Origin of the sequence: Plasticicumulans acidivorans (genome assembly GCF_003182095.1) — a bacterium.
Taxonomy (GTDB): Bacteria; Pseudomonadota; Gammaproteobacteria; order Competibacterales; family Competibacteraceae; genus Plasticicumulans; species Plasticicumulans acidivorans.
Genome location: NZ_QGTJ01000002.1, coordinates 339,374 through 359,497, shown reverse-complemented (window position 1 = coordinate 359,497; position 20,124 = coordinate 339,374). Strand labels below are relative to the sequence as shown.

The following is a 20,124-nucleotide window of genomic DNA, read 5'->3' as shown; positions in this document are numbered from 1 at the left end:
AATCATTGCACCAGAATCATTGATCTGACGCAACGAAGCACCCCCGATGCATTGCTGAATCGGTGTAGTCGTTTCCAGTCTGCCGGCAGCAGGGTATTCTTACTCCCCTGATAAACGACTGCCTTGCCGGGAATCTATAGCTCATGGCCGCACGCACCGCCGAGATCCGGCGCGACACGCTTGAGACGCAGGTCCGCGTTTCTCTCAATCTCGATGGCGGTGGAGAAGCGCGCCTCGATACCGGCGTGCCGTTCTTCGAACATATGCTCGACCAGGTGGCGCGCCATGGCCTGATCGATCTCGACATCAGCTGCAAAGGCGATCTGCACATCGATGCCCATCACACCGTCGAAGATGTCGGCATCACCTTTGGGCAGGCCGTACGGGCGGCGCTTGGTGACAAAAAGGGTATCCGGCGCTACGGGCATGCTTATGTACCGCTTGATGAAGCTTTGTCGCGCGTCGTGATCGATTTTTCGGGACGTCCGGGACTTGAGTATTTTGTCGAGTATCCCCGCGCACGTATCGGCGACTTCGATGTCGACCTGCTGCGCGAATTCTTTCAGGGATTTGTGAATCACGCCGGCGTGACGCTGCACATCGATAATTTGCGTGGCCGCAATGCGCATCATGTCGCCGAAACGATTTTCAAGGCCTTTGGCCGAGCGATGCGCATGGCGGCCGAGCCCGATCCGCGGATGCAGGGCGTGATGCCCTCGACGAAAGGTTCGCTCTGAGCCGCCATCGCTTTTTCAAGATCACTTTCAGCCGGCTGGAAATTCCCTCATGTCCGTCATTGCCGTCGTCGACTACGGAATGGGCAATCTGCATTCGGTGGCCAAGGCGCTTGAGCGCGTGGCGCCGAGCGCCCGTATTGTGCTTACTCAGGATGCAGCCGTCGTGCGCGCCGCCGATCGTGTGGTTTTCCCGGGGCAGGGTGCCATCGGGCATTGCATGAGCGAGCTGGCTCGCCTCGATCTGGTCGAGCCCCTGCGTCAGGCCGCACATGACAAACCGCTGCTTGGCATGTGTCTGGGGCCGCAGGCCTTGATGACGCACAGCGATGAAAATGGCGGCGTGGCCGGTCTGGGGGTCTTTGCCGGTGATGTCCGACGTTTTCCCGACGGTTTGAGCAATCCTGCGAACGGCGAGCGGCTGAAGATTCCGCACATGGGCTGGAGTCGCGTGCAGCAGACTGCTCCCCATCCGTTATGGGCGGGTATCGAGCAGGGCGCGCGGTTCTATTTCGTGCACAGTTACTATCTATTGCCGCAGGATCGCGGCATCGTCGCCGGAACGACCGAATACGGCTTCGAATTCGCTTCGGCTTTGGCGAGTGGCAACGTCTTTGCAGCGCAATTTCATCCTGAAAAAAGTGCTGCAGCGGGCCTGCGGCTGTTAGCCAATTTTGCCGCCTGGGATCCGTCCCGCGACCGCTGATTGCCGTAACCGCCATTTCCGACGAGACAGACAAGGGGAACGAGGACTGCCGCCATGTTGCTGATTCCGGCGATCGATCTGAAAGACGGCAAGTGTGTCCGCCTGCGCCAGGGGCGGATGGAAGATTCCACGGTGTTTTCCGATGATCCGGTTGCCATGGCGCGGCGCTGGTTCGAGGCTGGCGCCCGGCGACTGCACCTGGTGGATTTGAACGGCGCTTTCGCCGGCAAGCCACAGAACGCTGAGGTGATTCGCCACATTGCCGATGCGCTTCCGGATTTACCGATTCAGGTCGGCGGTGGCATCCGTTCCGAGGAAACCATCGAGACCTACCTCGATGCCGGTGTGCAGTACGTGATCATCGGTACCAAGGCGGTGCAGGAACCCCACTTCATCGCTGATGTCTGCATGACGTTCCCGGGGCACATCATGGTTGGTCTCGATGCGAAGGACGGCAAAGTGGCGATCGACGGCTGGTCGAAATTGTCCAAACACAATGTCGTCGATCTGGCACAGCGCTTCGAGCGCGATGGCGTTGAAGCGATCATTTATACCGACATCGGCCGCGACGGCATGATGCAGGGGGTCAACGTCGAGGCGACCGTCAGGCTGGCGCAGGCGGTGTCGATTCCGGTGATCGCTTCCGGCGGCGTGACGGACATGAATGACATACGTGCGCTGTGCGCCGTCGAGTCCGAGGGCGTTGCCGGTTCGATTCTCGGCAGAGCGCTCTATGAAGGTACGCTGGACCTCGCCGAGGCGCAGGCGTACGTCGATTCGCGGAGTTGAAATGGGTCTGGCCAAACGCATCATCCCCTGCCTCGACGTTGATCGGGGCCGAGTTGTCAAAGGCGTTAATTTCGTCGAAATCCGTGATGCCGGCGATCCCGTCGAGATTGCGCGACGCTACGATGCCGAAGGTGCGGATGAAATCACCTTCCTCGACATCACGGCGAGCTCCGACGAGCGCGAGACCATGGTCCATGTCGTCGAGCAGGTGGCCGGGCAGGTGTTCATTCCGCTGACGGTCGGCGGCGGCATCCGCGCGGTGGCCGATGTCCGGCGCATGCTCAATGCCGGTGCGGACAAAGTGTCGATCAACACCGCCGCCGTGGCGAATCCGGAGCTGGTGCGCGAAGCGGCGGATTATTTTGGCAATCAGTGCATCGTCGTTGCCATTGATGCCAAGCGTGTCAGTCAGTCGGGCGAGCCTTTGCGTTGGGAAGTGTTCACGCATGGCGGTCGCCGGCAGACCGGCATCGACGCGATCGAGTGGGCTGCGAAGATGGCGGAGTACGGTGCCGGTGAGCTGTTGCTGACCAGCATGGATCGCGATGGGACGAAGCTCGGTTTCGATCTTGAGCTCACACGCGCCGTCGTCGACGCTGTGCCGGTACCGGTCATCGCTTCCGGTGGTGTCGGGAATCTCGATCATCTCGCCGACGGCGTACAGATTGCCGGAGCCGATGCCGTGCTCGCCGCGAGTATTTTCCATTTTGGCGAGTATTCGATTGAGCAGGCCAAGCAGCATCTGGCGGCCCGTGGTATCGAGGTGCGGTTGTGATGGCCATTTCCACTGCGGCGCTGGATGCGATCCGCTGGACCGATGATGGCCTGGTGCCGGTGATCGCGCAGGAAGCGGAGAGCGGCAAGGTATTGATGTTCGCCTGGATGAACCGAGAAGCCCTGGCGCTGACAGTCGAGAAGAACGAGGCCGTGTATTTCTCCCGTTCCCGTCAGCGGCTGTGGCACAAGGGCGAGCAGTCGGGGCATGTGCAGAAGGTCCTGGAGATCCGCCTCGATTGCGATGGCGACGTGTTGTTGCTGGAAGTGGAACAGCTGGGGGGCATCGCCTGTCATACCGGGCGGCATAATTGTTTTTTCAACCGTCTGGACGATGGCGAATGGGCTGTCGTCGAGCCGGTCGTCAAGAGTCCTGAAGAGATCTATCGATGAGCCTGCTGCATGAAGACGACGTGCTGGCGCGTCTGGCTGTCGTTCTGGAAGAACGTAAACATGCGGATGCCGGTTCTTCTTATGTGGCGAAGCTGTATGCGAAAGGGCTCGACGCCATTCTGAAGAAGGTTGGCGAGGAAGCGACCGAGACGGTCATGGCCGCCAAGGACGGGGATGCCGAACACATCGTCTACGAAGTCGCGGATCTGTGGTTTCACACGCTTGTACTGCTCGCACATCAGGGCTTGGGGCCGCAGGCCGTACTGGCTGAGCTGGATCGCCGTTTCGGCCTGTCGGGGATTGCAGAGAAAGCCGCCCGTCCGCACGACTGAGTGAACTGACAGCGGCCCATGTGCTGAAGCCCCGGCGGGTTTGTGCCGAAGATATTTGAGAGAGGTCGACAAGACATGGGTTTCGGAAGCATTTGGCACTGGTTGATCGTCCTGGCCATCGTTCTGGTGGTGTTTGGCGCCAAGAAGCTGCGCAATGTCGGGGCGGATCTGGGTGCGGCGGTCAAAGGCTTCAAGGATGCGATGGCCGAGGAAAGCAAAAGCAGCGAGGCCGACGGGCAAAAGCCTGCGTCCATCGAGCAGGGGCGCGTGATCGAAGGTCAGGCGACCCACGAGAACGACAAGCCGAAGGTCTGAATCTTCTGTTCTGACTGACGCGGTGGCGTGCAGCGATGTTCGAAATCGGTTTCTGGGAACTGGTGTTGATCGGCGTCGTGACCTTGCTGGTCGTCGGTCCGGAGCGACTCCCGGGCGTGGCGCGCAAGGCTGGACAGTGGATTGCCCGGGCGCGCCATATCGTTGCGACCGTCAAGGGCGAGGTCGAGCGGGAGTTGCGTCTGGAAGAAATGAAGCAGTCGATGGCGCAAAGTGGCACTGTCGACCAGATCCGTGACCTGCAACAGCAGATTCGCACGCTGGAGTCCGACTTGCGTTCCTCGGTGCAGAGCATTGAGGTGCCGCCTGCAGGCGTGCAGCAGGTGGCACAGGATGCGAATACACCCGTGTCCACCGAGAGTAGCGCCATGCTGACAGGACATTCTGCAGACGCGAACCATGTGCCGAGTGCCATGCCTGAAGGGCACGGGCACGGCAGAGCGGTCTCCGCAGACGAACTGAAAGACAAGAGCTGAATCGTGGCGGAACCGCAGCAAACCGAACAACCCTTATTGGCGCATCTGCTGGAATTGCGTTCGCGCCTGTTACGCATGGTGCTGGGTGTGCTCGTCGTCTTGCTCACGATGCTGCCCTTCGCCAATGCGATCTACAGTCGCTTTGCGCAGCCACTGCTCGCACACATGCCGGCCTCTTCCAGCATGATTGCGATCGACGTGATATCGCCGTTCCTCACACCGTTAAAGTTGTGTCTGGTATTGGCGATCTTTGTGGCGATGCCTTGGATTCTTTATCAGGTGTGGGCGTTCGTTGCCCCGGGCCTGTATCCGCGTGAAAAGAGGCTTGCGCTACCCCTGGTCGCTGCCAGCACGGCTTTGTTTTATATCGGTATGGCATTTGCCTATTACGTCATCTTACCGGTGTTTTTTGCGTTTCTTACTGGTACGGCACCACAGGGTGTCGCCGTAATGACTGATATCAATCATTATCTGGACTTCGTGCTGACGATTTTCTTTGCATTCGGTGTTTGTTTCGAAGTACCGGTCGCGACGGTCATCATGGTGATGGCAGGGATTCTGACGATCGATCAGCTCGTTGCGAAACGCCCGTATGTCATCGTCGGCGCTTTCGTGATTGCCGCCGTGTTGACACCGCCTGATGTCATTTCGCAGACGTTGCTGGCAGTTCCGATGTGGTTGTTGTTTGAGATAGGGGTGTTCTGTTCGCGAATGCTGGAGCGCCGACGTCGAGCAGCAGCCGAATCTGTCGCGGAGGAAGATGGCTCCTGAGTTTCAGGCGCGTATCAACGAAAATAAAAAAGAGGCGGGATTTGTAATCCCGCCTTTTAATTTTATGTTGCTTCTTTGCTTTTGTTTGTTGTTGTAGTGAATGAATGATTCAAATTGATATGGCCCTTCATGCCACCCGATAGAGAGATGTCGATCCACTTTTTTTCATGGCCGCCTGCATTGGCAGGCCAGCCGTACTCTGGCTGGTAACAGCGCCATCTTTGTATTGCTGACCTGAGAAGAAGCGACCGAGCGGGCAGATCTGGTTTTTCGCACAGCCGTGTTCGCAAGCGCATTCCTGCTGCGTGGAATCAAGCAGGACGTAATTGTGGCAAACCGGACAACGTTCGAACGGTGAATCGAAAGTGACCATGATTTCTCCTCCTACTGTTTCCTTGCCTAGTGCTAGTGGTTGTCATGTGCTCCCTTAGTGACATTTGCTCACAATGTGAGAGTTCTTTCATTGATCGGCATCAAAATTTGTCAATCGGCTGCACTTCTGTTGCGCTGCGTCAATGACAAATTCAACGAAACTGATCAAGGCTGGCCAATAGTGTTCAAATCATTCGCGTTAAAGCGTAGCAAGGTCTGCAGGGGGGCAAGGCGTTCGTTTAGGCCCGGATCGCGGTAGCTGTCGATGACGACCGCATAATCGACGTCGGCAAACACTTTTGTCTGCGGGCAGGTGAACAGCTGGTGCGCCTGCGGCGGCAGCTCTTTCAATATCACGCAATCGGTGCGGCCACCCGGCGTCTGGACACGTACGCCGACCCAAAGCGGTCGGCTTGAAGCGTTGTTCAGGCGAATGCCGATTTCAGCGCGTCGGTCGCGGGTTGCCAGCAGGCCGGCATCCTCGATCAGCAGCGGGCTGGCAATGGTCGTATTTACCACTGCGGGTGCGCCACCCAGCCAGCTGGGTAGCCAGCTGCAGCCTTCCAACGCGAACAGCAGCACGACGAACGAAGCACTGCGCAGCGGCGAATGCATGAACGGATCTCTTGGTGTTTCGCATGGATGGTGCCTGGCCATAACGCTGCTTACTGCGCGCGTTGCAGCTTGGCCGCGATCAACTCGTCCCCGGGGTTCGGACCCTTTGCCGTGAAGTCGACACTGCCGTCGGCATTGGCGGTGTAGGTCGTCGTCAGCCCGGCAGGCAGCGTGCAGTTGAGGGTGGCGTCGGCGGCGCTGCATTGCGGCTCGATCGGTTGTTCGCCGCGAAAGCCATACAGCGCTCTCGGGGTGGATGAGCCAGCACGGGCAATGCGCACGGTGAGGCCATCGGCTTTGCCGGTTCCTGTCCACAAGCCGTCGAGTTTTGCCAGTGCAATCGGATTCGGTGTGCCGGGTGGCAGCGTCGGCGTCTCGTGACGGCTTTGTGCGTCGGAAAAGAAACTGCCGCAGGCGGAGAGCGTGACGCACAGCGCCGCGGCAGCGACGCTTTTAGTGATGACGCGTGACATCGCTCAGCTCCGTGCGGTGACTTCGAGCAGATGCCAGCCGAACTGGGTTTTGACCGGTCCGAGTACTTTGCCGACTTCACCGGTGAAAACGGCTTCATCGAATTCCTTGACCATCATCCCTGGGCCAAACTCTCCGAGGTCACCGCCTTGACGCTTGGACGGGCAGCTCGAATGCAGGCGGGCAATCTCGGCGAAATCGGCACCGGCTTCGATCTGGCGCTTCAGGTCGAGGCAGACGGCTTCGGAATCGACGAGGATGTGACGGGCGCGAGCACGTGGCATGAGCGGATACCTTTGATGAGATCCAGAATCGGGAGGCCCCGGAGCTTAGCGGCCGCTCAGCGGCTTGAACACCCGGGCTGGGGAGGGAGAGATGCAGACGAAGACCTTGCAGGATTTGGCGACCGAAATCAGGCAGCGTGGCCCGGCGCCGGTCGAGCGTTGGAATCCAGCGCTGTGCGGCGACATGGACATGCGCATCGCGCGCAATGGCGACTGGTATCACCAGGGCGAGCGCATCGCCCGTGAGGCTCTGGTGCGATTGTTCGCCGGCATTCTGCGCCGCGATGCGGATGGTGAGTACTACCTGGTGACGCCGGTCGAAAAGTGGCGTATCCGCGTCGATGACGTGCCCTTCGTCACCGGCCTCCTGGAGGTTAGCGGTAGCGGCCGTGAGCAGCAGCTTACGTTTACCACCAATGTTGGTGATCGCGTCGTGGCGGGTCCGGCGCATCCAATCGATGTGCACTACGCCGCCGACGGTGAACCCTCGCCGTATTTGCTGGTGCGAGGCGGCTTGCGTGCCTTGCTGTCGCGAGCGTTGTTCATCGAGCTCGCCGGTCTGGCCGAGTCCTTCGAAGAAGACGGGCGCAGCATGCTCGCTGTGTGGAGCGACGGCTGCCGCTTTACGCTGGGGCCGGCGGAGTAGTTCACTTCAGTGAGTGAGTGCCTGGCGCCGTGCCTGCAGATCGTCGGCGAGCTGCATCTGGCCGGCGTCGCGTGCGTACTGGGCGGCGTCACGGCCGTGACGGTCGGTCCGCGACGGATCGGCACCTGCGGCCAGCAGACGTGCGACGACCTCGGTGAAGCCGCGCTGCGCGGCCCATTGCAGCGCCGTCTGGCCGTTGATCGGCTCGCTCGCATCGACCAGCGCACCATGCTCGATCAGCAGATCGACGACGGCCGCGTGGCCGTTACCCGCCGCCACCATCAACGCTGAGTAGCCGGCGTTGTCACGCGTTTCGACACTGGCGCCGTGGGCGAGCAGTGTGCGCACGGTATCGACGTGACCCTGCAGCGCGGCTTTCATCAGCGGTGACCAGGCGCAATGATCGACGGCGTTGACGTTGGCCCGTTCGCTCAGCAGCGAGCGTACCAGCGCGTTGTCGCCGGACTCGGCGGCACGGATCAGCGGTGTGCGCCCGTCACGGTCGCGGGTTTCGGTGGCGCGCTCGCAGGCGACGAGCGCGAGCAGAGGCAGCAGGGCGAGAGGCAGCAAACGTTTCATGCAGGCAAGCCTGCCTCAGCCCGCTGCCGTGTGCGCTGCGCAATCGCAGACGTTCGATGATTCAGTCGGTACCGACGAAGAAGGGGGTCTCGACCCACTCGGCAATCAGTGCGCGGTTGCGTGCATCGGCGGCTTGCAGCTCGGCGAGCAGATCGTAGTCACCGAGCAGCTCGCGACGCAGGTTCGGAGCATAGACCGTCAGCACGAAGGCCAGCATTACCCGCTCGCCGCGCGAGATCAGCGGAAACAGGCGGTGGATGACGTCGGAGCATGGTCGCAAGCCATTGAAAAGCCCTTTTTCATCAAAATGCAGGCGCTGAATCACGGCCAGCAGTGCGGCTTCGGCTTCTTCCTGTTCCATCGGCTCCCAGGCCCGTGCGGTTTCAGATCGCTGAGATCAGACCGTGATCGAGCGCGCAGCACAAGGCCTCCAGCGCTAGGGCTGCAAGCGTGTCGGCATCGGGTTTTCCCAGTTGTTCACTGAGTTGTTCACAGCTCGCGGCGAAATCATCACCGTGTGCGCAGGCTGCCAGCCAGAGCGCCTGCGGCGGCGTCAGCGACAGGTAGCGGGCGCGCAGCTCGCGATCACGCCAAACCACCCAGCCTTGAGTGTCCACGGCCTGCGGTGCCCGCGCAGCTTCCTGTTCGTGTATCGCCTGCCACAGCGGCGGCGTGTCCCAGTGGCAGCTGAGCAGCGTCACACTGGGGTGTAAGCGTGGGTGCAGCGTTGCCCAGCCTTCGGCATCCAGCTCGGCCAGTGCCTCGCGGCCGATACTGGGGGCATCGGCGGCGTCGTGGGCGTGAGCCAGTGCCCATTCGAAGCGGGCCATTTCGGCCAGTACCGGCTGTCCGCACCACGGCGCCTGCGTCGACAGGAAATCGGCCAGTTCACCGGCAAACCAGCGGATCGAAGGATAGTGCGACGGTCGCGCGGCGATATAGGCAAGCAGCAGTGCGGTGAAATCCTCGTCGCCGAGCAGCGTGTGCAGCGCCGGGAAATCGCTGGAAACCGCTTCGCACAGGCGCAGACGGTAAGCGTCGTGGTAGACCTCAAGGCGGCGTGCTGCGGACAGCGCGGCACTCGCACGGACATGGCGGAGCACGCGCGGGTCGCCATCGAGGATATGGCGTTGGAACAGCGTTTCGAGTTCAGCGAGGGAGACGGACATCAGGCGGCCTCCGCGAGCTCGGCGCCGGCGATGCGGCGGGCGAGGTCGAGCTCGTCCAGCAGCTCGGCGAGCGGCGGGATGTTGCCGTCACGCTCGATCATCGTCGGTACCGGCCCGAAGCGCCGCACGGCCGCGGCATACAGAGCCCACACCGGATCACAGACCGCCGCGTCGTGGGTGTCGATGACCAGATCACCGAGGTCGGTGTGGCCGGCGAGGTGGTGCTGGCGGACTCGCGCGGCCGGTACGCCGTCGAGGTAAGCAAGCGGATCGAAACCGTGGTTGCGGGCACTGACATAGATATTGTTGATATCGAGCAGGATGTCGCAGTCGGCGGCTTCCGCCACCGCGCTGAGGAATTCCCACTCGCGCAGCGGTGCGGCAGCGAATTCGGCATAGCTGGAGACGTTTTCCAACAGGATGCGGCGGCCGAGAACGTCCTGCACCTGACGCACCCGCGCGGCGACGTGGGCCACGGCTTCCTCGGTGTAGGGCAGCGGCAGCAGGTCGTGCAGGTTGAGGCCGGCAGTGCCGGTCCAGCACAAGTGATCGGAAACCCATTCGGGCTCGATGTGTTTGCACAGTGCGCGCAGCGCATGCAGGTAATCGCGGTCCAGCGGCTGCGTCGAGCCGATCGACAGCGACACGCCGTGCAGCACCAGTGGATAGTGTTCGCGTACCCGTTCGAGAAAATGCAGCGGTTTGCCGCCGGGCACCAGATAGTTCTCGGTCAGCGCCTCGAACCAGTCGACCGCAGGCCGCGTGGCGAGGATGTCGAGGTAATGCTCGGCGCGCAGTCCGAGTCCGAAACCGTTCAGCGCCATGGCTCACTCCTGCACAACGCCTCGGAAAATACCGCCGGGGCCTGGCGGACTGGCCCCGGCGGTGCACTCGGTCTTAGAGGACCTTGCCACCATGCGAGGTGCACTCGCTGGCGGACTTGGTCCCCAGCCAGCCCTGGCCCTTGCAGGAGTTCTGGCCCTTGCAGGCATTGGTCGCGCTGGCGCACTCCGAGGTGCCCTTGCAGGAATTGATGCCGGCACACTTCACCGTGCCTTCACCGGCATGGGCAGCCGAGGTGGTGAACAGGCCGGCGGAGAACAGCGCGGCAGCGGCGGCGGCGAGGGCGATACCGGAACGGGTGGCGACGTGGCTCATGGTGAGGCTCCTTAAAACAGGTCTGTGTAAGTTGTTCGACGGGGCCGAAAACGTTCGGCACAGACCTCTACGGCGGCCTCGGCAGCGCGGATGCGAGGCGGGTGTATTTTTTTCGCTGTGATGGTCGCCGCTGGCGTCAACGGGTAGCCTCAGGGCATTACCGACAAGGAGGAGCAAGCCGTCATGAGCGCATTCGGCGTTTTCGTCATCGGGTTCGTCGCCTTTGCCGTGCTGCTGATTCTGTTCGGGGTGAAGTCAGTGCCGCAGGGCATGGAATACACCGTCGAGCGTTTCGGCAAATACACGCAGACTCTGCGTCCGGGCCTGAACTTCATCATCCCGCTGGTCGATCGCATCGGCCGCAAGCTGAACATGATGGAGCAGGTGCTCGACGTACCCTCGCAGGAGATCATCACCAAGGACAACGCGATGGTGACCGTCGATGGCGTGGTGTTCTACCAGGTGCTCGACGCGCCGCGCGCCGCCTACGAAGTCAGCCAGCTCGAATTCGCCATTCTCAATCTGACGATGACCAATGTGCGTACCGTCATGGGCTCGATGGACCTCGACGAGCTGCTGTCCAAGCGCGATGAGATCAACGGTCGCCTGCTGTCGGTGGTCGACGACGCGACCGCACCATGGGGCATCAAGGTCACCCGCATCGAAATCAAGGACATCGCGCCGCCCAAGGATCTGGTCGACTCGATGGCACGGCAGATGAAGGCCGAGCGTGACAAGCGCGCCTCGATCCTCGAAGCCGAAGGCAAGCGCCAAGCCGAGATCCTCAAAGCCGAGGGGCAGAAGCAGGCGGTGATCCTCGAAGCTGAAGGCGCGCGCGAAGCGGCGTTCCGCGAGGCCGAGGCGCGTGAACGTCTGGCGCAGGCCGAGGCACGGGCGACGCTGATGGTGTCCGAGGCGATCGCCAAGGGCAGCGTGCAGGCGGTCAATTACTTCGTGGCGCAGAAATACGTCGACGCGCTGGGCCGGATCGCGGCGGCGCCGAACCAGAAGGTTATTCTGATGCCGCTCGACACCACCGGCGTGCTCGGCTCGATCGCCGGCATCGCCGAGATCGCACAGGAAAGTCTTGGCAAAGGGAGTGCAAAACCGTGACTGAGTGGCTGCTCGAACCCGCCTACTGGAACTGGTGGCTGCTCGGCGTGGTGCTGATGATCGTCGAGGTGCTCGCGCCCGGCTTCTTTTTTCTGTGGCTGGGCGTTTCTGCCGCCATCGTCGGCCTGTTGGTCGCGGCGTTTCCAGGGATCAGCGCCGACTGGCAATGGCTGGTGTTCGCGGTGCTGGCCGTGGCCGCGATCGTCGGCTGGCGCATGTGGCTCAAGCGCAATCCGACGCAGAGCGATGCACCGACGCTGAATCGTCGCGGCGAGGCCTACCGTGGTCGTGTGCTGACGCTGGTCGAGCCGATCGTCAATGGCGAAGGCCGTGTGCGCATCGACGATACGCTGTGGAAAATCCGCGGCGATGATGCACCGGCCGGGGCGCGGGTGCGCGTCTGCGGTGTCGACGGGCCGGTGTTGCGCATCGAGCCGGTCGAGCCTGTACAGGCCGCGGCGACTCAAGGATCGCAGAGCTCGTAGGTTGCGTTGCAGCATCGCGTTTACAATCGCGAAACTGTCACGTTCTTTCCGAGGTTTCGCGTGAACCATCCGACCGCTGTCGCCATTGAAACGCAGGACGCGCTTTCGCTGAGTTTCATCGACTACGACCATGGCATCACCGCCATCGATACCGGTTTCGAGCGGCCGTTGTTCGACGCGAGTCACCTGCTCGTCGAGCAGGGCCGCGCCGCTTTCATCGATGTCGGTACCAATTATTCGGTAGCGCAGTTGCTCGGGGTGCTCGATTACAAAGGCATCCCCCGCGAAGCCGTCGACTACGTGATCGTCACCCACGTGCATCTCGACCATGCCGGTGGCGCTGGTGCGATGATGGCCGCGCTGCCCAATGCTCGCCTCGTGGTGCATCCGCGCGGCGCCCGCCACATGGTCGACCCGACGGCGCTGGTCGCCGGTGCCAGTGCCGTGTACGGCGCCGATACCGTGCGTCGCACCTATGGTGAACTGCTGCCGGTGGCTGCCGAGCGTGTCATCGAAGCCGCCGACGGTCACGTCATCGATCTGGCCGGGCGCCCGCTGGTCTGTCTCGATACGCCCGGCCACGCCCGTCACCACCTGTGCGTGTGGGATGCGCGCGCCGCTGCGTGCTTCACCGGCGATACGTTCGGCATCTCCTACCGGGAGCTCGATACCGAGCAGGGGCCGTTCATCTTCCCGACCTCGACACCGGTGCAGTTCGAGCCCGAAGCGATGAAAACTTCGATTGCCCGTCTGTTGACGTTCAAGCCTAAGGCCATGTTCCTGACGCACTATTCCCGCGTCACCGGCGTCGAGCAGCTGGCCGCGCAGCTCATCGAGCAGATCGACGCCCTGGTCGAGCTGGCACATGACGCGAATGGTCGACCTGAGCGTCACAGCGCGCTGGTGGAGGGCATGTTCGCCTATTTCGGTGCCCGCGCGGCTGCGCACGGCGTGACGCTCGGCAGCACAAAGATCCGCGAACTGCTCGCACTCGATGTGGAGCTCAACGCCCAGGGGCTGGAAGTCTGGCTCGATCGCGCACAGCGCTGAGCTCAGCGGCTCTTTTTGCGGTCATTGCAACGGAGAAACCACCGATGTCCTCGTTACTGGCGCTGCATCTGCTGGCGGTCACGGTCTGGATTGGCGGCATGGTTTTCATGCGCTTCGTGCTGCATCCGCTGCTGCTCACGGCGCAGCTGCCGGCTGACCGCCTCGGTCCTTTGCAACTGGCGGTGGCGGGGCGATTTTTTGCCATTGTCTGGGGCGCAATGCCGCTGACACTGGCCTCGGGCTTTGCGCTGATCGCCGGGCGCGGCGGGTTCGCCGCCTTGCCGCCGGCGCTGCACGCGATGGCCGGACTCGGTGTGCTGATGGGGCTGATCTTCGTCGTGATCCACCTGTTCGTGTACCGCGCACTGCGCCGTGCCGCAGCGGCGGCCGACAAGCCGCGTGCCGGGGCACTCGCGGGGCGCATGCGCGCCCTGGTGCTGCTCAATCTGCTGCTCGGTATCGTCTGCATCGGCCTCGGTGCCGTGGCACGCTACGGCGTGTGAGCCCGGCCGTTCAGCTGCGGCGCACGTCATCGAGGAAGCGGCCAACCTCGCTGCGCAGGCCGTCCGCCTGCTCGGCGAGCGTTCCGGCCGCGGCGAGTACCCGGTCGGCTTCCGCGTGGGTGGCGCTGGCGGCTGAACCGACCTCGCCGATGTGCTGCTGCACGGCTTCGGCACCGTCGGCGGTCAGATGCACATTGCGGGCGATTTCCTGTGTCGCCGCCTGCTGCTGTTCGACGGCGGCGGCGATTGCCGTTGCGATGTCGTTGAGGGCGACGATCGTGTCGGCGATCGAGGCGATCGCACCGACCGTGCCGCGGGTCGCCTGCTGCAGGCTGCCGATCTGGCTGGCGATCTGATGCGTCGCGTCGCCGGTCTGGCGCGCCAGTTCCTTGACCTCGGTGGCCACCACCGAAAAGCCTTTTCCGGCTTCTCCGGCGCGCGCGGCCTCGATGGTGGCGTTCAGGGCCAGCAGATTGGTCTGCTCGGCGATCGACTCGATCAGGCCTATGACCTGACTGATGCGCTCTGCGGCTTCGACCAGTCCGCTCACGGTTGAGCGCGTCGAGTCCGCTTCGGCGACGGCGCGGTTGACGATGCCGGCGGATTCGCTGACCAGGCGGGCGATGTCTTTGATCGAGGCGTTGAGTTGTTCAGCCGCGGCGGCGACGCTGCCGACGTTGACGGTTGCCTGTTTGGCGGCTCGTGTCACGGCTTCGGCGCGCTGCTGGGTGCCGTCGGCCGTGCCGACCAGCATCTGCGCCGAGCGCTGCAGATCGCCGACAGCCTGGGATACGGCGTCGAGCATGCTGCTGGCTGCGGCGTCAAAGGCGCGGGCCAGCTGCGCCATGTGTTCGCTCCTCGCCTGTTGTGCCTGCCGTTCGCGCTCCTTTTCCGCTTCGCGTTCGGCTCGCCGCAGTTCCTCGGCCTCGCGAATCTGTTCCTTCTCGGCTTCCCGGGCGGCACGGGCGGCTTCCTGGTCGCGATGGTGCTGTTCCACTGCCGCTTCGTGCGCAGAGCGTTGGTGTTCCTGCTCGCTGCGCAGCTGCTCCGCTTCGAGCGAATTGCGGCGCAGCACCTCGACGGCGCGTCCGAGGTTGCCGATTTCATCGCGGCGGGCGGTATTGGGGACTTCGATGTCCAGCTGCCCCTCGGCAAGTTGCACCGTCGTTCGCGTCAGGGCGCGTAATGGCTTGACCACGCGCTGACTGATCAGCCAGAGCGTTGCCAGCAACAGCAGTACGCCGCCGCCAGCGAAAGCGAGATTTGCGTCGAACACGCTGCGGCTGCGGGCGTCGATCTCATCGGCCGTGTCGGCGGCGGCACTGCTCACGGCCTGTGCGAGGGCGACGATCGAATCGATCGCCTGAGTTGAACGGGCGAACCAGTCGGTACTGCTGTACGGATAGGCTTGAGCCGCAATCCCGGCGGCGTAAGCGGCTTTGCGAACATCCTGAAATTGCACGAAGACGGTTTCGTTGGCGCTGGCGGCTGCGTTGCGCACCGATGCCGGCATGCCGGGCTGCATGGCCAACTGCTGCACGCGCTCCCAAGCCAGTTCAACGCGTCCACGCAGGCGACCGAGTAATTCCATTTCCGTCTGCTGCATCGGCTTGCCGGCGGCAATCAGCCCGGCGACCACCGCGCGCTCGCGCCCCATGTATTCACTCATTTGCCAGGCGAAGTGCCGCATGGCCTGCAGGTTTATCAGGCGTGAATGCGGTGACGGGCTGGGTTGATCCAGTTCGAGTGACAGGCGTTCTGCTGCTTCGATTGCGTGAGTGGCCAGCGGAATCCAGTCCTTCAGCAACGCTGCATCGCGCTCGGTTTTGGGGAGCGTGAACGCCTGATCAGCCAGTTCACGTGTCTGCTGCAACTGCTGCGCGCTGGCACGCGCTTCATCGAGCCGCCGCTTCACTTCGGTATTGAGCGGCATGTCGTGCAACAGCTGCAGTGCATCGGCGAAAGCGGTGTCGGCATCATGGCGGTGGGCAAGAATGCTCTTGCGCAGGGATTCCGCCACCGGCTCGGGGCCCTGGAGTGCGCCATGCGTTGCGCCTCGTTCGCGTGCCCAGCTCGTTGTGGCTTCGGCGAGGGCGTTGGCGGCCATGTTGGCAGCCCGGCTGTACTGTGCTTCCGTGCGCATGGTCTGTGCTTGCCAGGCGTCATCGACAGTGACGGCAAGCAGCAGACCGGAGAGCGTCAGGGTGAGGGCGAACAAGGTGGTGCGGATCGTCATCGGCTACCTCGATATGGCCAGCTGTGTCCCGACAGGAGGTCCAGCTTTCGACATATAGACGTGGAGCGACCGACCGCTTGTGAGCGGAATCACACGGAAAGAGCCCTGCTGTTTACAAGGCGTGAGAAACGATCCGCAGTATCATAGGAAGGAATCATTTACCGTATTATGGGATGTTTAGATCACAATACGGTTGCGATGTGATGGTGTCGCGGCAGCGCGGAAGGGGGCATGGCAGGCATTGCCCGGCGTTGTGCCCTGAAAGGAGGAGAGGCGCGTTCGCGATGTTCAACGCGCTGCGGGCACGAGTCACTGCAGCTGCAGTGGAGACTTGGAGCATGGGCCATAAAAAAAAGCCGATCACCTAAGTGACCGGCCTTCGAATTTTGGTAGCGGGGGCAGGATTTGAACCTACGACCTTCGGGTTATGAGCCCGACGAGCTACCAGACTGCTCCACCCCGCAACTGATAAGAGAAAGTATAATGACCATCGCCAATTTTGGCAAGCCTTTTGCCAATTTATTTTCTTTACTGAGTCACCAACAGTGAGCGGGTGTTGGGGCCGATCGGCAGGGTGTAGTCGTAGGAGGCGAGCACGACACCATCGAGCACGCGAATCAGACGTGTATTGACGAACACGGTATCGCGACCGACGGCATAAGTACCCGCCAGCACTGCCGTCGCGTTGTGTGCACGGCTGAGGTCGCGGACCTGGCGTGACAGCACGAATTCGCCGGAATCATTCTCGATGAAGACGTTCTTGCGCATCTTCATCTCAATGACGGTCAGACCTTTCTGCGCGAGGCGTGAGGACAGCTGCTCAGAGGCGATGCGACCGAAGGCCGAGGAGTTTTCGAGGGCATTGATATTGGCAAGGCTGGCGACCAGCACGGGCTGGCTCTCCGTCAGCAGCCAGGGGGCTCCAGCGACCAGCTGATCCGCGGCGGTATAGCTGGCAACGACCAGATCACCGTCATTGACCTCACTGCGGGTGGTGGCACACCCGCTCAGCAGCGCGCCCGCCAGCAGCATGGCAACTGCCCAGCGTGCGAAGTGGTAAGAGCGCATCATGAACCTACGACCTCCAGGCGGCGGGACAGGTCGGGTCTGACCGGTGCGCCAACGTACTGAATTTCGTTAGCGCTGTTGACGTAAAAAATGTCACTCAGGCGAGCTCGGAATTGCTGTCCGTCCATTACTGATGTGTTGACGATGATTTCCGTATCCGCATCTGGTGCGGTGATGACCTGCGTTTCAAGCGATACAGCCAGTGCGCCGCTGTAGGGGGATTCGCTGATGCTGAAACCGTACTGTACGAGGTGGGTGATCAGCAGCTCATGCAAAGCCACGTCGAATTCGGTTTTTTGTGCCGGAGGTGCGACATAGAGCGCAATGCCTCGATCCCCGCCGGGTAGCTGTTGGTTCAAACGCTGTGCGACATGCTGCGCGAGGGTGTCCCAATGAGCGGCCGACTGCATCCTTAGCTGCTGGCTCACGGGGTAGGTTTGCGGTATCGGTGCCTGGGCGCAGGCGCCCAGACCAGCAAGCGCCAGTACGGCGGCGGTGGCAATCAGGGGTCTCATCGGGTCGTCCTCTATACCTGTGCGGCTACTGTCCATGGCCAAGGGGCAGACTGCCCTCGCTTATAGCATCCCCGTAGAATTACGTGCCAGTCGCCGGGCGGTGGTCACGGCCTGTCAGGTAACGCGGCCACTGTAAGCAGAACACAATAAGTCGAGATTTCAAGACTACACGGACACAGCATATTGTGGTTCGATAAGCGCCATCCCTCATTTCTGCTGTGCGTACGATGCGGCCCATCGTTGCGACGGTGCAGTTTCCGCTGCGTTTTTTTGCATTCCGCGTTTTCTTGAGGAGAACGACTCCGTGTCGAACAAGCATGCCCGCCTGAAGCCCGTCGATATCGTCCGTCGTGGTGTCGCTGATATTCCGCTGCAGCCGGCTTCCTACGACATCTGGGACAAAAAGTATCGTTTGAAGGCAAAGGACGGCCGCGTCATCGATGAAACGGTCGATATGACCTGGCAGCGCGTGGCGCGGGCCATCGCCGAGGTCGAGGCGACACCTGAGCTGCGCGAGCAATGGTTCGAGCGTTTTCTGTGGGCGCTGCGCCACGGGGCGATTCCGGCCGGGCGCATCACCTCCAACGCCGGTGCCTGGGAGCACAAGCCGGCGACCAGCACGATCAACTGCACTGTCTCCGGCACCATCGAGGATTCGATGGATGACATCCTCGAAAAGGTCCACGAAGCCGGACTGACGCTGAAGGCCGGTTGCGGCATCGGCTATGAATTTTCGACACTGCGTCCGCGCGGCGCTTACGTCAGCGGCGCCGGTGCCTACACCAGCGGGCCGCTGTCGTTCATGGATATCTACGACAAGATGTGCTTCACCGTATCGTCCGCCGGCGGCCGCCGCGGTGCGCAGATGGGTACCTTCGACGTTACCCATCCGGACGTGCAGGAATTCATCCGCGCCAAGCGTGAAGACGGCCGCCTGCGCCAGTTCAACCTGTCGCTGCTGGTGACGCAGGAATTCATGGAGGCGGTCAAGGCTGACGTCGACTGGAAATTGTCGTTCCCGATCCGGGCGAAGGAAGCCGAGGCCGACGCCACCGATCTCACCCGTGCCGACGTCGTCTGGCGTGAATGGCCGACACATGAGGGCCTGATCGTCAACGAGTCCGGCCTGGTCGCCTGCAAGGTCTACAAGACCATCCGTGCCCGCCGGCTGTGGGACGTGATCATGTCTTCGACGTATGACTACGCCGAGCCGGGCTTCATCCTGATCGACAAGGTCAACGAGATGAACAACAACTGGTGGTGCGAGAACATCCGCGCCACCAATCCCTGCGGTGAACAGCCGCTGCCACCGTATGGCTCGTGCCTGCTCGGCTCGGTCGACCTGACGCGCTTCGTGCTCGAACCGTTCACCGAGCGGGCGCGCTTCGACTGGGAGACGTATCGTGAAGTGGTCGCCGTGTTCACGCGGCTGCTCGACAACGTCGTCGAGATCAACGGTCTGCCGCTGGCGCGCCAGCGTGAGGAGATCACCGGCAAGCGTCGTCACGGCATGGGTTATCTCGGCCTCGGCTCGACGCTGACGATGCTGCGCATGAAGTACGGCGAGGCTGATTCGCTGCGCTTCACCGAGGAAGTCACCCGCGAGATGGCGCTGACCGGCTGGCGCACGGCGCTCGAACTGGCCGAGGAAAAAGGTCCGGCGCCGGTACTGCTGCGGGATTACGAGGTCGACGGCGAGATGCTGCGCAAGCGCCCGGAGCTGCTGCGCGACGGCTACCAGCTCGGTGACCGTATTCCGGGGCGCGTGCTGCACGCCAGATACAGCCGCTACATGCAGCGGCTGGCCGGCGTCGATGCCGAGCTGGTCGAGCGGCTCGCCGCCACCGGTGCGCGCTTTACGCATCACACCTCGATCGCGCCGACCGGCACGATCTCGCTGTCGCTGGCGAACAATGCCTCGAACGGCATCGAGCCGAGCTTCGCGCATCACTATGCGCGCAACGTCATCCGTGAGGGCAAGAAGAGCAAAGAGAAGATCGACGTGTTCTCCTTCGAGCTGCTGGCCTATCGCGAGCTGATCAACGAACAGGCGATGCCGTATTCGCAGGAGCCGGCCGAGCAGCTGCCCGATTACTTCATCGCTGCCGATGACATCACGCCTAAAGCCCACGTCGACGTGCAGGCGGCGGCGCAGCGATGGGTCGATTCGAGCATTTCCAAGACCGCCAACGTGCCGACCGATTTTGCGTATGAGGACTTCAAGGACATCTACCTCTACGCCTACGAGCAGGGGCTGAAAGGCTGCACCACCTTCCGCTTCAACCCGGAGGCGTTCCAGGGTGTGCTGGTCAAAGACAAGGACCTGGAGAACACCATTTACCGCTTCGTGCTGGCCGATGGTTCGGTGGTCGAGGTCAAGGGCAACGAAGAAATCGAATACGACGGTGAGCTGCACACCGCCGCAAACCTGTTCGATGCGCTGAAGGAAGGCTACTACGGCAAGTTCTGAGCCGGCGGCAGGTGTGTGCGTCAGGCCCGGCGCGACGGACTGAACATATCCGTCGCGTGCGTGATCTGTCGTGGTATCGATG

27 protein-coding genes and 1 tRNA gene are annotated in these 20,124 nt (G+C 62.1%); 15 read left to right on the top strand and 13 right to left on the bottom strand.

What is annotated here, in order from left to right:
• The first annotated feature begins 143 nt into the window (after window positions 1-143).
• The 9 genes from hisB to tatC all read left to right on the top strand — a co-directional run bounded on the left by hisB (window position 144) and on the right by tatC (window position 5,308).
• On the top strand, window positions 144-737 hold the full coding sequence (hisB, locus tag C7443_RS04310) for an imidazoleglycerol-phosphate dehydratase HisB (protein ID WP_110017327.1): 594 nt from the start codon (window positions 144-146) through the stop codon (window positions 735-737).
• A gap of 49 nt (window positions 738-786) precedes the next feature.
• Window positions 787-1,440 (top strand): imidazole glycerol phosphate synthase subunit HisH, encoded by a 654-nt coding sequence (gene hisH / locus C7443_RS04305; RefSeq protein ID WP_110017326.1) that lies wholly within the window; start codon window positions 787-789, stop codon window positions 1,438-1,440.
• 54 nt (window positions 1,441-1,494) lie between these two features.
• Window positions 1,495-2,229, top strand: coding sequence for a 1-(5-phosphoribosyl)-5-[(5-phosphoribosylamino)methylideneamino]imidazole-4-carboxamide isomerase (hisA, locus tag C7443_RS04300; RefSeq protein WP_110017325.1), 735 nt, complete (start codon window positions 1,495-1,497; stop codon window positions 2,227-2,229).
• A 1-nt stretch (window position 2,230) separates the two neighbouring features.
• On the top strand, window positions 2,231-3,004 hold the full coding sequence (gene hisF, locus C7443_RS04295) for an imidazole glycerol phosphate synthase subunit HisF (protein WP_110017324.1): 774 nt from the start codon (window positions 2,231-2,233) through the stop codon (window positions 3,002-3,004).
• A complete protein-coding gene (gene hisI / locus C7443_RS04290; RefSeq protein WP_170123489.1) occupies window positions 3,004-3,396 on the top strand; it encodes a phosphoribosyl-AMP cyclohydrolase in 393 nt (130 codons plus the stop codon). Before hisF ends, hisI begins: the two co-directional genes overlap by 1 nt.
• Window positions 3,393-3,728 (top strand): phosphoribosyl-ATP diphosphatase, encoded by a 336-nt coding sequence (locus tag C7443_RS04285; protein ID WP_110017323.1) that lies wholly within the window; start codon window positions 3,393-3,395, stop codon window positions 3,726-3,728. The genes hisI and C7443_RS04285 overlap by 4 nt, the downstream gene beginning before the upstream one ends.
• Before the next feature lie 75 nt (window positions 3,729-3,803).
• Window positions 3,804-4,043, top strand: coding sequence for a Sec-independent protein translocase subunit TatA (tatA, locus tag C7443_RS04280; RefSeq protein WP_110017322.1), 240 nt, complete (start codon window positions 3,804-3,806; stop codon window positions 4,041-4,043).
• A gap of 35 nt (window positions 4,044-4,078) precedes the next feature.
• On the top strand, window positions 4,079-4,537 hold the full coding sequence (gene tatB, locus C7443_RS04275; protein ID WP_110017321.1) for a Sec-independent protein translocase protein TatB: 459 nt from the start codon (window positions 4,079-4,081) through the stop codon (window positions 4,535-4,537).
• A 3-nt stretch (window positions 4,538-4,540) separates the two neighbouring features.
• A complete protein-coding gene (gene tatC, locus C7443_RS04270; protein ID WP_342774204.1) occupies window positions 4,541-5,308 on the top strand; it encodes a twin-arginine translocase subunit TatC in 768 nt (255 codons plus the stop codon).
• Between the two features lie 127 nt (window positions 5,309-5,435).
• On the opposite strand, the gene C7443_RS19795 is transcribed toward tatC, so the two are convergent.
• From C7443_RS19795 to C7443_RS04255, 4 genes are all read right to left on the bottom strand, one after another.
• Window positions 5,436-5,681 carry a hypothetical protein gene (locus C7443_RS19795; RefSeq protein ID WP_146213231.1) on the bottom strand — a complete coding sequence of 82 codons (246 nt, stop codon included), beginning with the start codon at window positions 5,679-5,681 and terminating at the stop codon, window positions 5,436-5,438.
• 164 nt (window positions 5,682-5,845) lie between these two features.
• Window positions 5,846-6,295, bottom strand: coding sequence for a hypothetical protein (locus C7443_RS04265; protein WP_110017319.1), 450 nt, complete (start codon window positions 6,293-6,295; stop codon window positions 5,846-5,848).
• Between the two features lie 50 nt (window positions 6,296-6,345).
• A complete protein-coding gene (locus tag C7443_RS04260) occupies window positions 6,346-6,768 on the bottom strand; it encodes a hypothetical protein (protein ID WP_110017318.1) in 423 nt (140 codons plus the stop codon).
• 3 nt (window positions 6,769-6,771) lie between these two features.
• A complete protein-coding gene (locus C7443_RS04255; protein ID WP_110017317.1) occupies window positions 6,772-7,050 on the bottom strand; it encodes a peptidylprolyl isomerase in 279 nt (92 codons plus the stop codon).
• A gap of 91 nt (window positions 7,051-7,141) precedes the next feature.
• Here C7443_RS04255 and C7443_RS04250 point away from each other — a divergent pair, with 91 nt between their 5' ends.
• The gene (locus C7443_RS04250) at window positions 7,142-7,696 is read left to right on the top strand and encodes a DUF1285 domain-containing protein (RefSeq protein WP_110017316.1); all 555 of its coding nucleotides are present in this window, start codon (window positions 7,142-7,144) and stop codon (window positions 7,694-7,696) included.
• A gap of 6 nt (window positions 7,697-7,702) precedes the next feature.
• On the opposite strand, the gene C7443_RS04245 is transcribed toward C7443_RS04250, so the two are convergent.
• The 5 genes from C7443_RS04245 to bufA2 form a co-directional block, all read right to left on the bottom strand.
• Window positions 7,703-8,275 (bottom strand): ankyrin repeat domain-containing protein, encoded by a 573-nt coding sequence (locus C7443_RS04245; RefSeq protein WP_110017315.1) that lies wholly within the window; start codon window positions 8,273-8,275, stop codon window positions 7,703-7,705.
• A gap of 61 nt (window positions 8,276-8,336) precedes the next feature.
• The gene (locus C7443_RS04240; RefSeq protein WP_110017314.1) at window positions 8,337-8,636 is read right to left on the bottom strand and encodes a hypothetical protein; all 300 of its coding nucleotides are present in this window, start codon (window positions 8,634-8,636) and stop codon (window positions 8,337-8,339) included.
• 22 nt (window positions 8,637-8,658) lie between these two features.
• Window positions 8,659-9,444, bottom strand: coding sequence for an HvfC/BufC N-terminal domain-containing protein (locus C7443_RS04235; RefSeq protein WP_110017313.1), 786 nt, complete (start codon window positions 9,442-9,444; stop codon window positions 8,659-8,661).
• A complete protein-coding gene (gene bufB / locus C7443_RS04230) occupies window positions 9,444-10,268 on the bottom strand; it encodes an MNIO family bufferin maturase (protein WP_110017312.1) in 825 nt (274 codons plus the stop codon). The genes C7443_RS04235 and bufB overlap by 1 nt, the downstream gene beginning before the upstream one ends.
• A 73-nt stretch (window positions 10,269-10,341) precedes the next feature.
• Complete coding sequence (gene bufA2 / locus C7443_RS04225) at window positions 10,342-10,602, bottom strand: BufA2 family periplasmic bufferin-type metallophore (protein ID WP_110017311.1); 261 nt, start codon at window positions 10,600-10,602, stop codon at window positions 10,342-10,344.
• A gap of 183 nt (window positions 10,603-10,785) precedes the next feature.
• Between bufA2 and C7443_RS04220 the strand changes: the two genes are divergently transcribed.
• The 4 genes from C7443_RS04220 (at window position 10,786) to C7443_RS04205 (ending at window position 13,753) form a co-directional block, all read left to right on the top strand.
• Window positions 10,786-11,715: an SPFH domain-containing protein gene (locus C7443_RS04220; protein WP_110017310.1), complete on the top strand. Its 930-nt coding sequence runs from the start codon at window positions 10,786-10,788 to the stop codon at window positions 11,713-11,715.
• A complete protein-coding gene (locus C7443_RS04215) occupies window positions 11,712-12,200 on the top strand; it encodes an NfeD family protein (RefSeq protein ID WP_246004540.1) in 489 nt (162 codons plus the stop codon). Before C7443_RS04220 ends, C7443_RS04215 begins: the two co-directional genes overlap by 4 nt.
• Window positions 12,201-12,317: 117 nt before the next feature.
• Window positions 12,318-13,250 (top strand): MBL fold metallo-hydrolase, encoded by a 933-nt coding sequence (locus C7443_RS04210; RefSeq protein ID WP_110017578.1) that lies wholly within the window; start codon window positions 12,318-12,320, stop codon window positions 13,248-13,250.
• Window positions 13,251-13,294: 44 nt separating this feature from the next.
• Window positions 13,295-13,753, top strand: coding sequence for a CopD family protein (locus tag C7443_RS04205; RefSeq protein WP_110017309.1), 459 nt, complete (start codon window positions 13,295-13,297; stop codon window positions 13,751-13,753).
• A gap of 10 nt (window positions 13,754-13,763) precedes the next feature.
• On the opposite strand, the gene C7443_RS04200 is transcribed toward C7443_RS04205, so the two are convergent.
• The 4 genes from C7443_RS04200 to C7443_RS04185 form a co-directional block, all read right to left on the bottom strand.
• Window positions 13,764-15,989: a methyl-accepting chemotaxis protein gene (locus C7443_RS04200; RefSeq protein WP_110017308.1), complete on the bottom strand. Its 2,226-nt coding sequence runs from the start codon at window positions 15,987-15,989 to the stop codon at window positions 13,764-13,766.
• 387 nt (window positions 15,990-16,376) lie between these two features.
• A tRNA-Met gene (locus C7443_RS04195) sits at window positions 16,377-16,453 on the bottom strand.
• A gap of 64 nt (window positions 16,454-16,517) precedes the next feature.
• On the bottom strand, window positions 16,518-17,060 hold the full coding sequence (locus C7443_RS04190) for a FlgO family outer membrane protein (RefSeq protein WP_110017307.1): 543 nt from the start codon (window positions 17,058-17,060) through the stop codon (window positions 16,518-16,520).
• Window positions 17,057-17,572: a hypothetical protein gene (locus tag C7443_RS04185; protein ID WP_146213230.1), complete on the bottom strand. Its 516-nt coding sequence runs from the start codon at window positions 17,570-17,572 to the stop codon at window positions 17,057-17,059. Before C7443_RS04185 ends, C7443_RS04190 begins: the two co-directional genes overlap by 4 nt.
• A 304-nt stretch (window positions 17,573-17,876) precedes the next feature.
• Here C7443_RS04185 and C7443_RS04180 point away from each other — a divergent pair, with 304 nt between their 5' ends.
• On the top strand, window positions 17,877-20,042 hold the full coding sequence (locus C7443_RS04180) for an adenosylcobalamin-dependent ribonucleoside-diphosphate reductase (RefSeq protein ID WP_246004539.1): 2,166 nt from the start codon (window positions 17,877-17,879) through the stop codon (window positions 20,040-20,042).
• Window positions 20,043-20,124 lie beyond the last annotated feature (82 nt).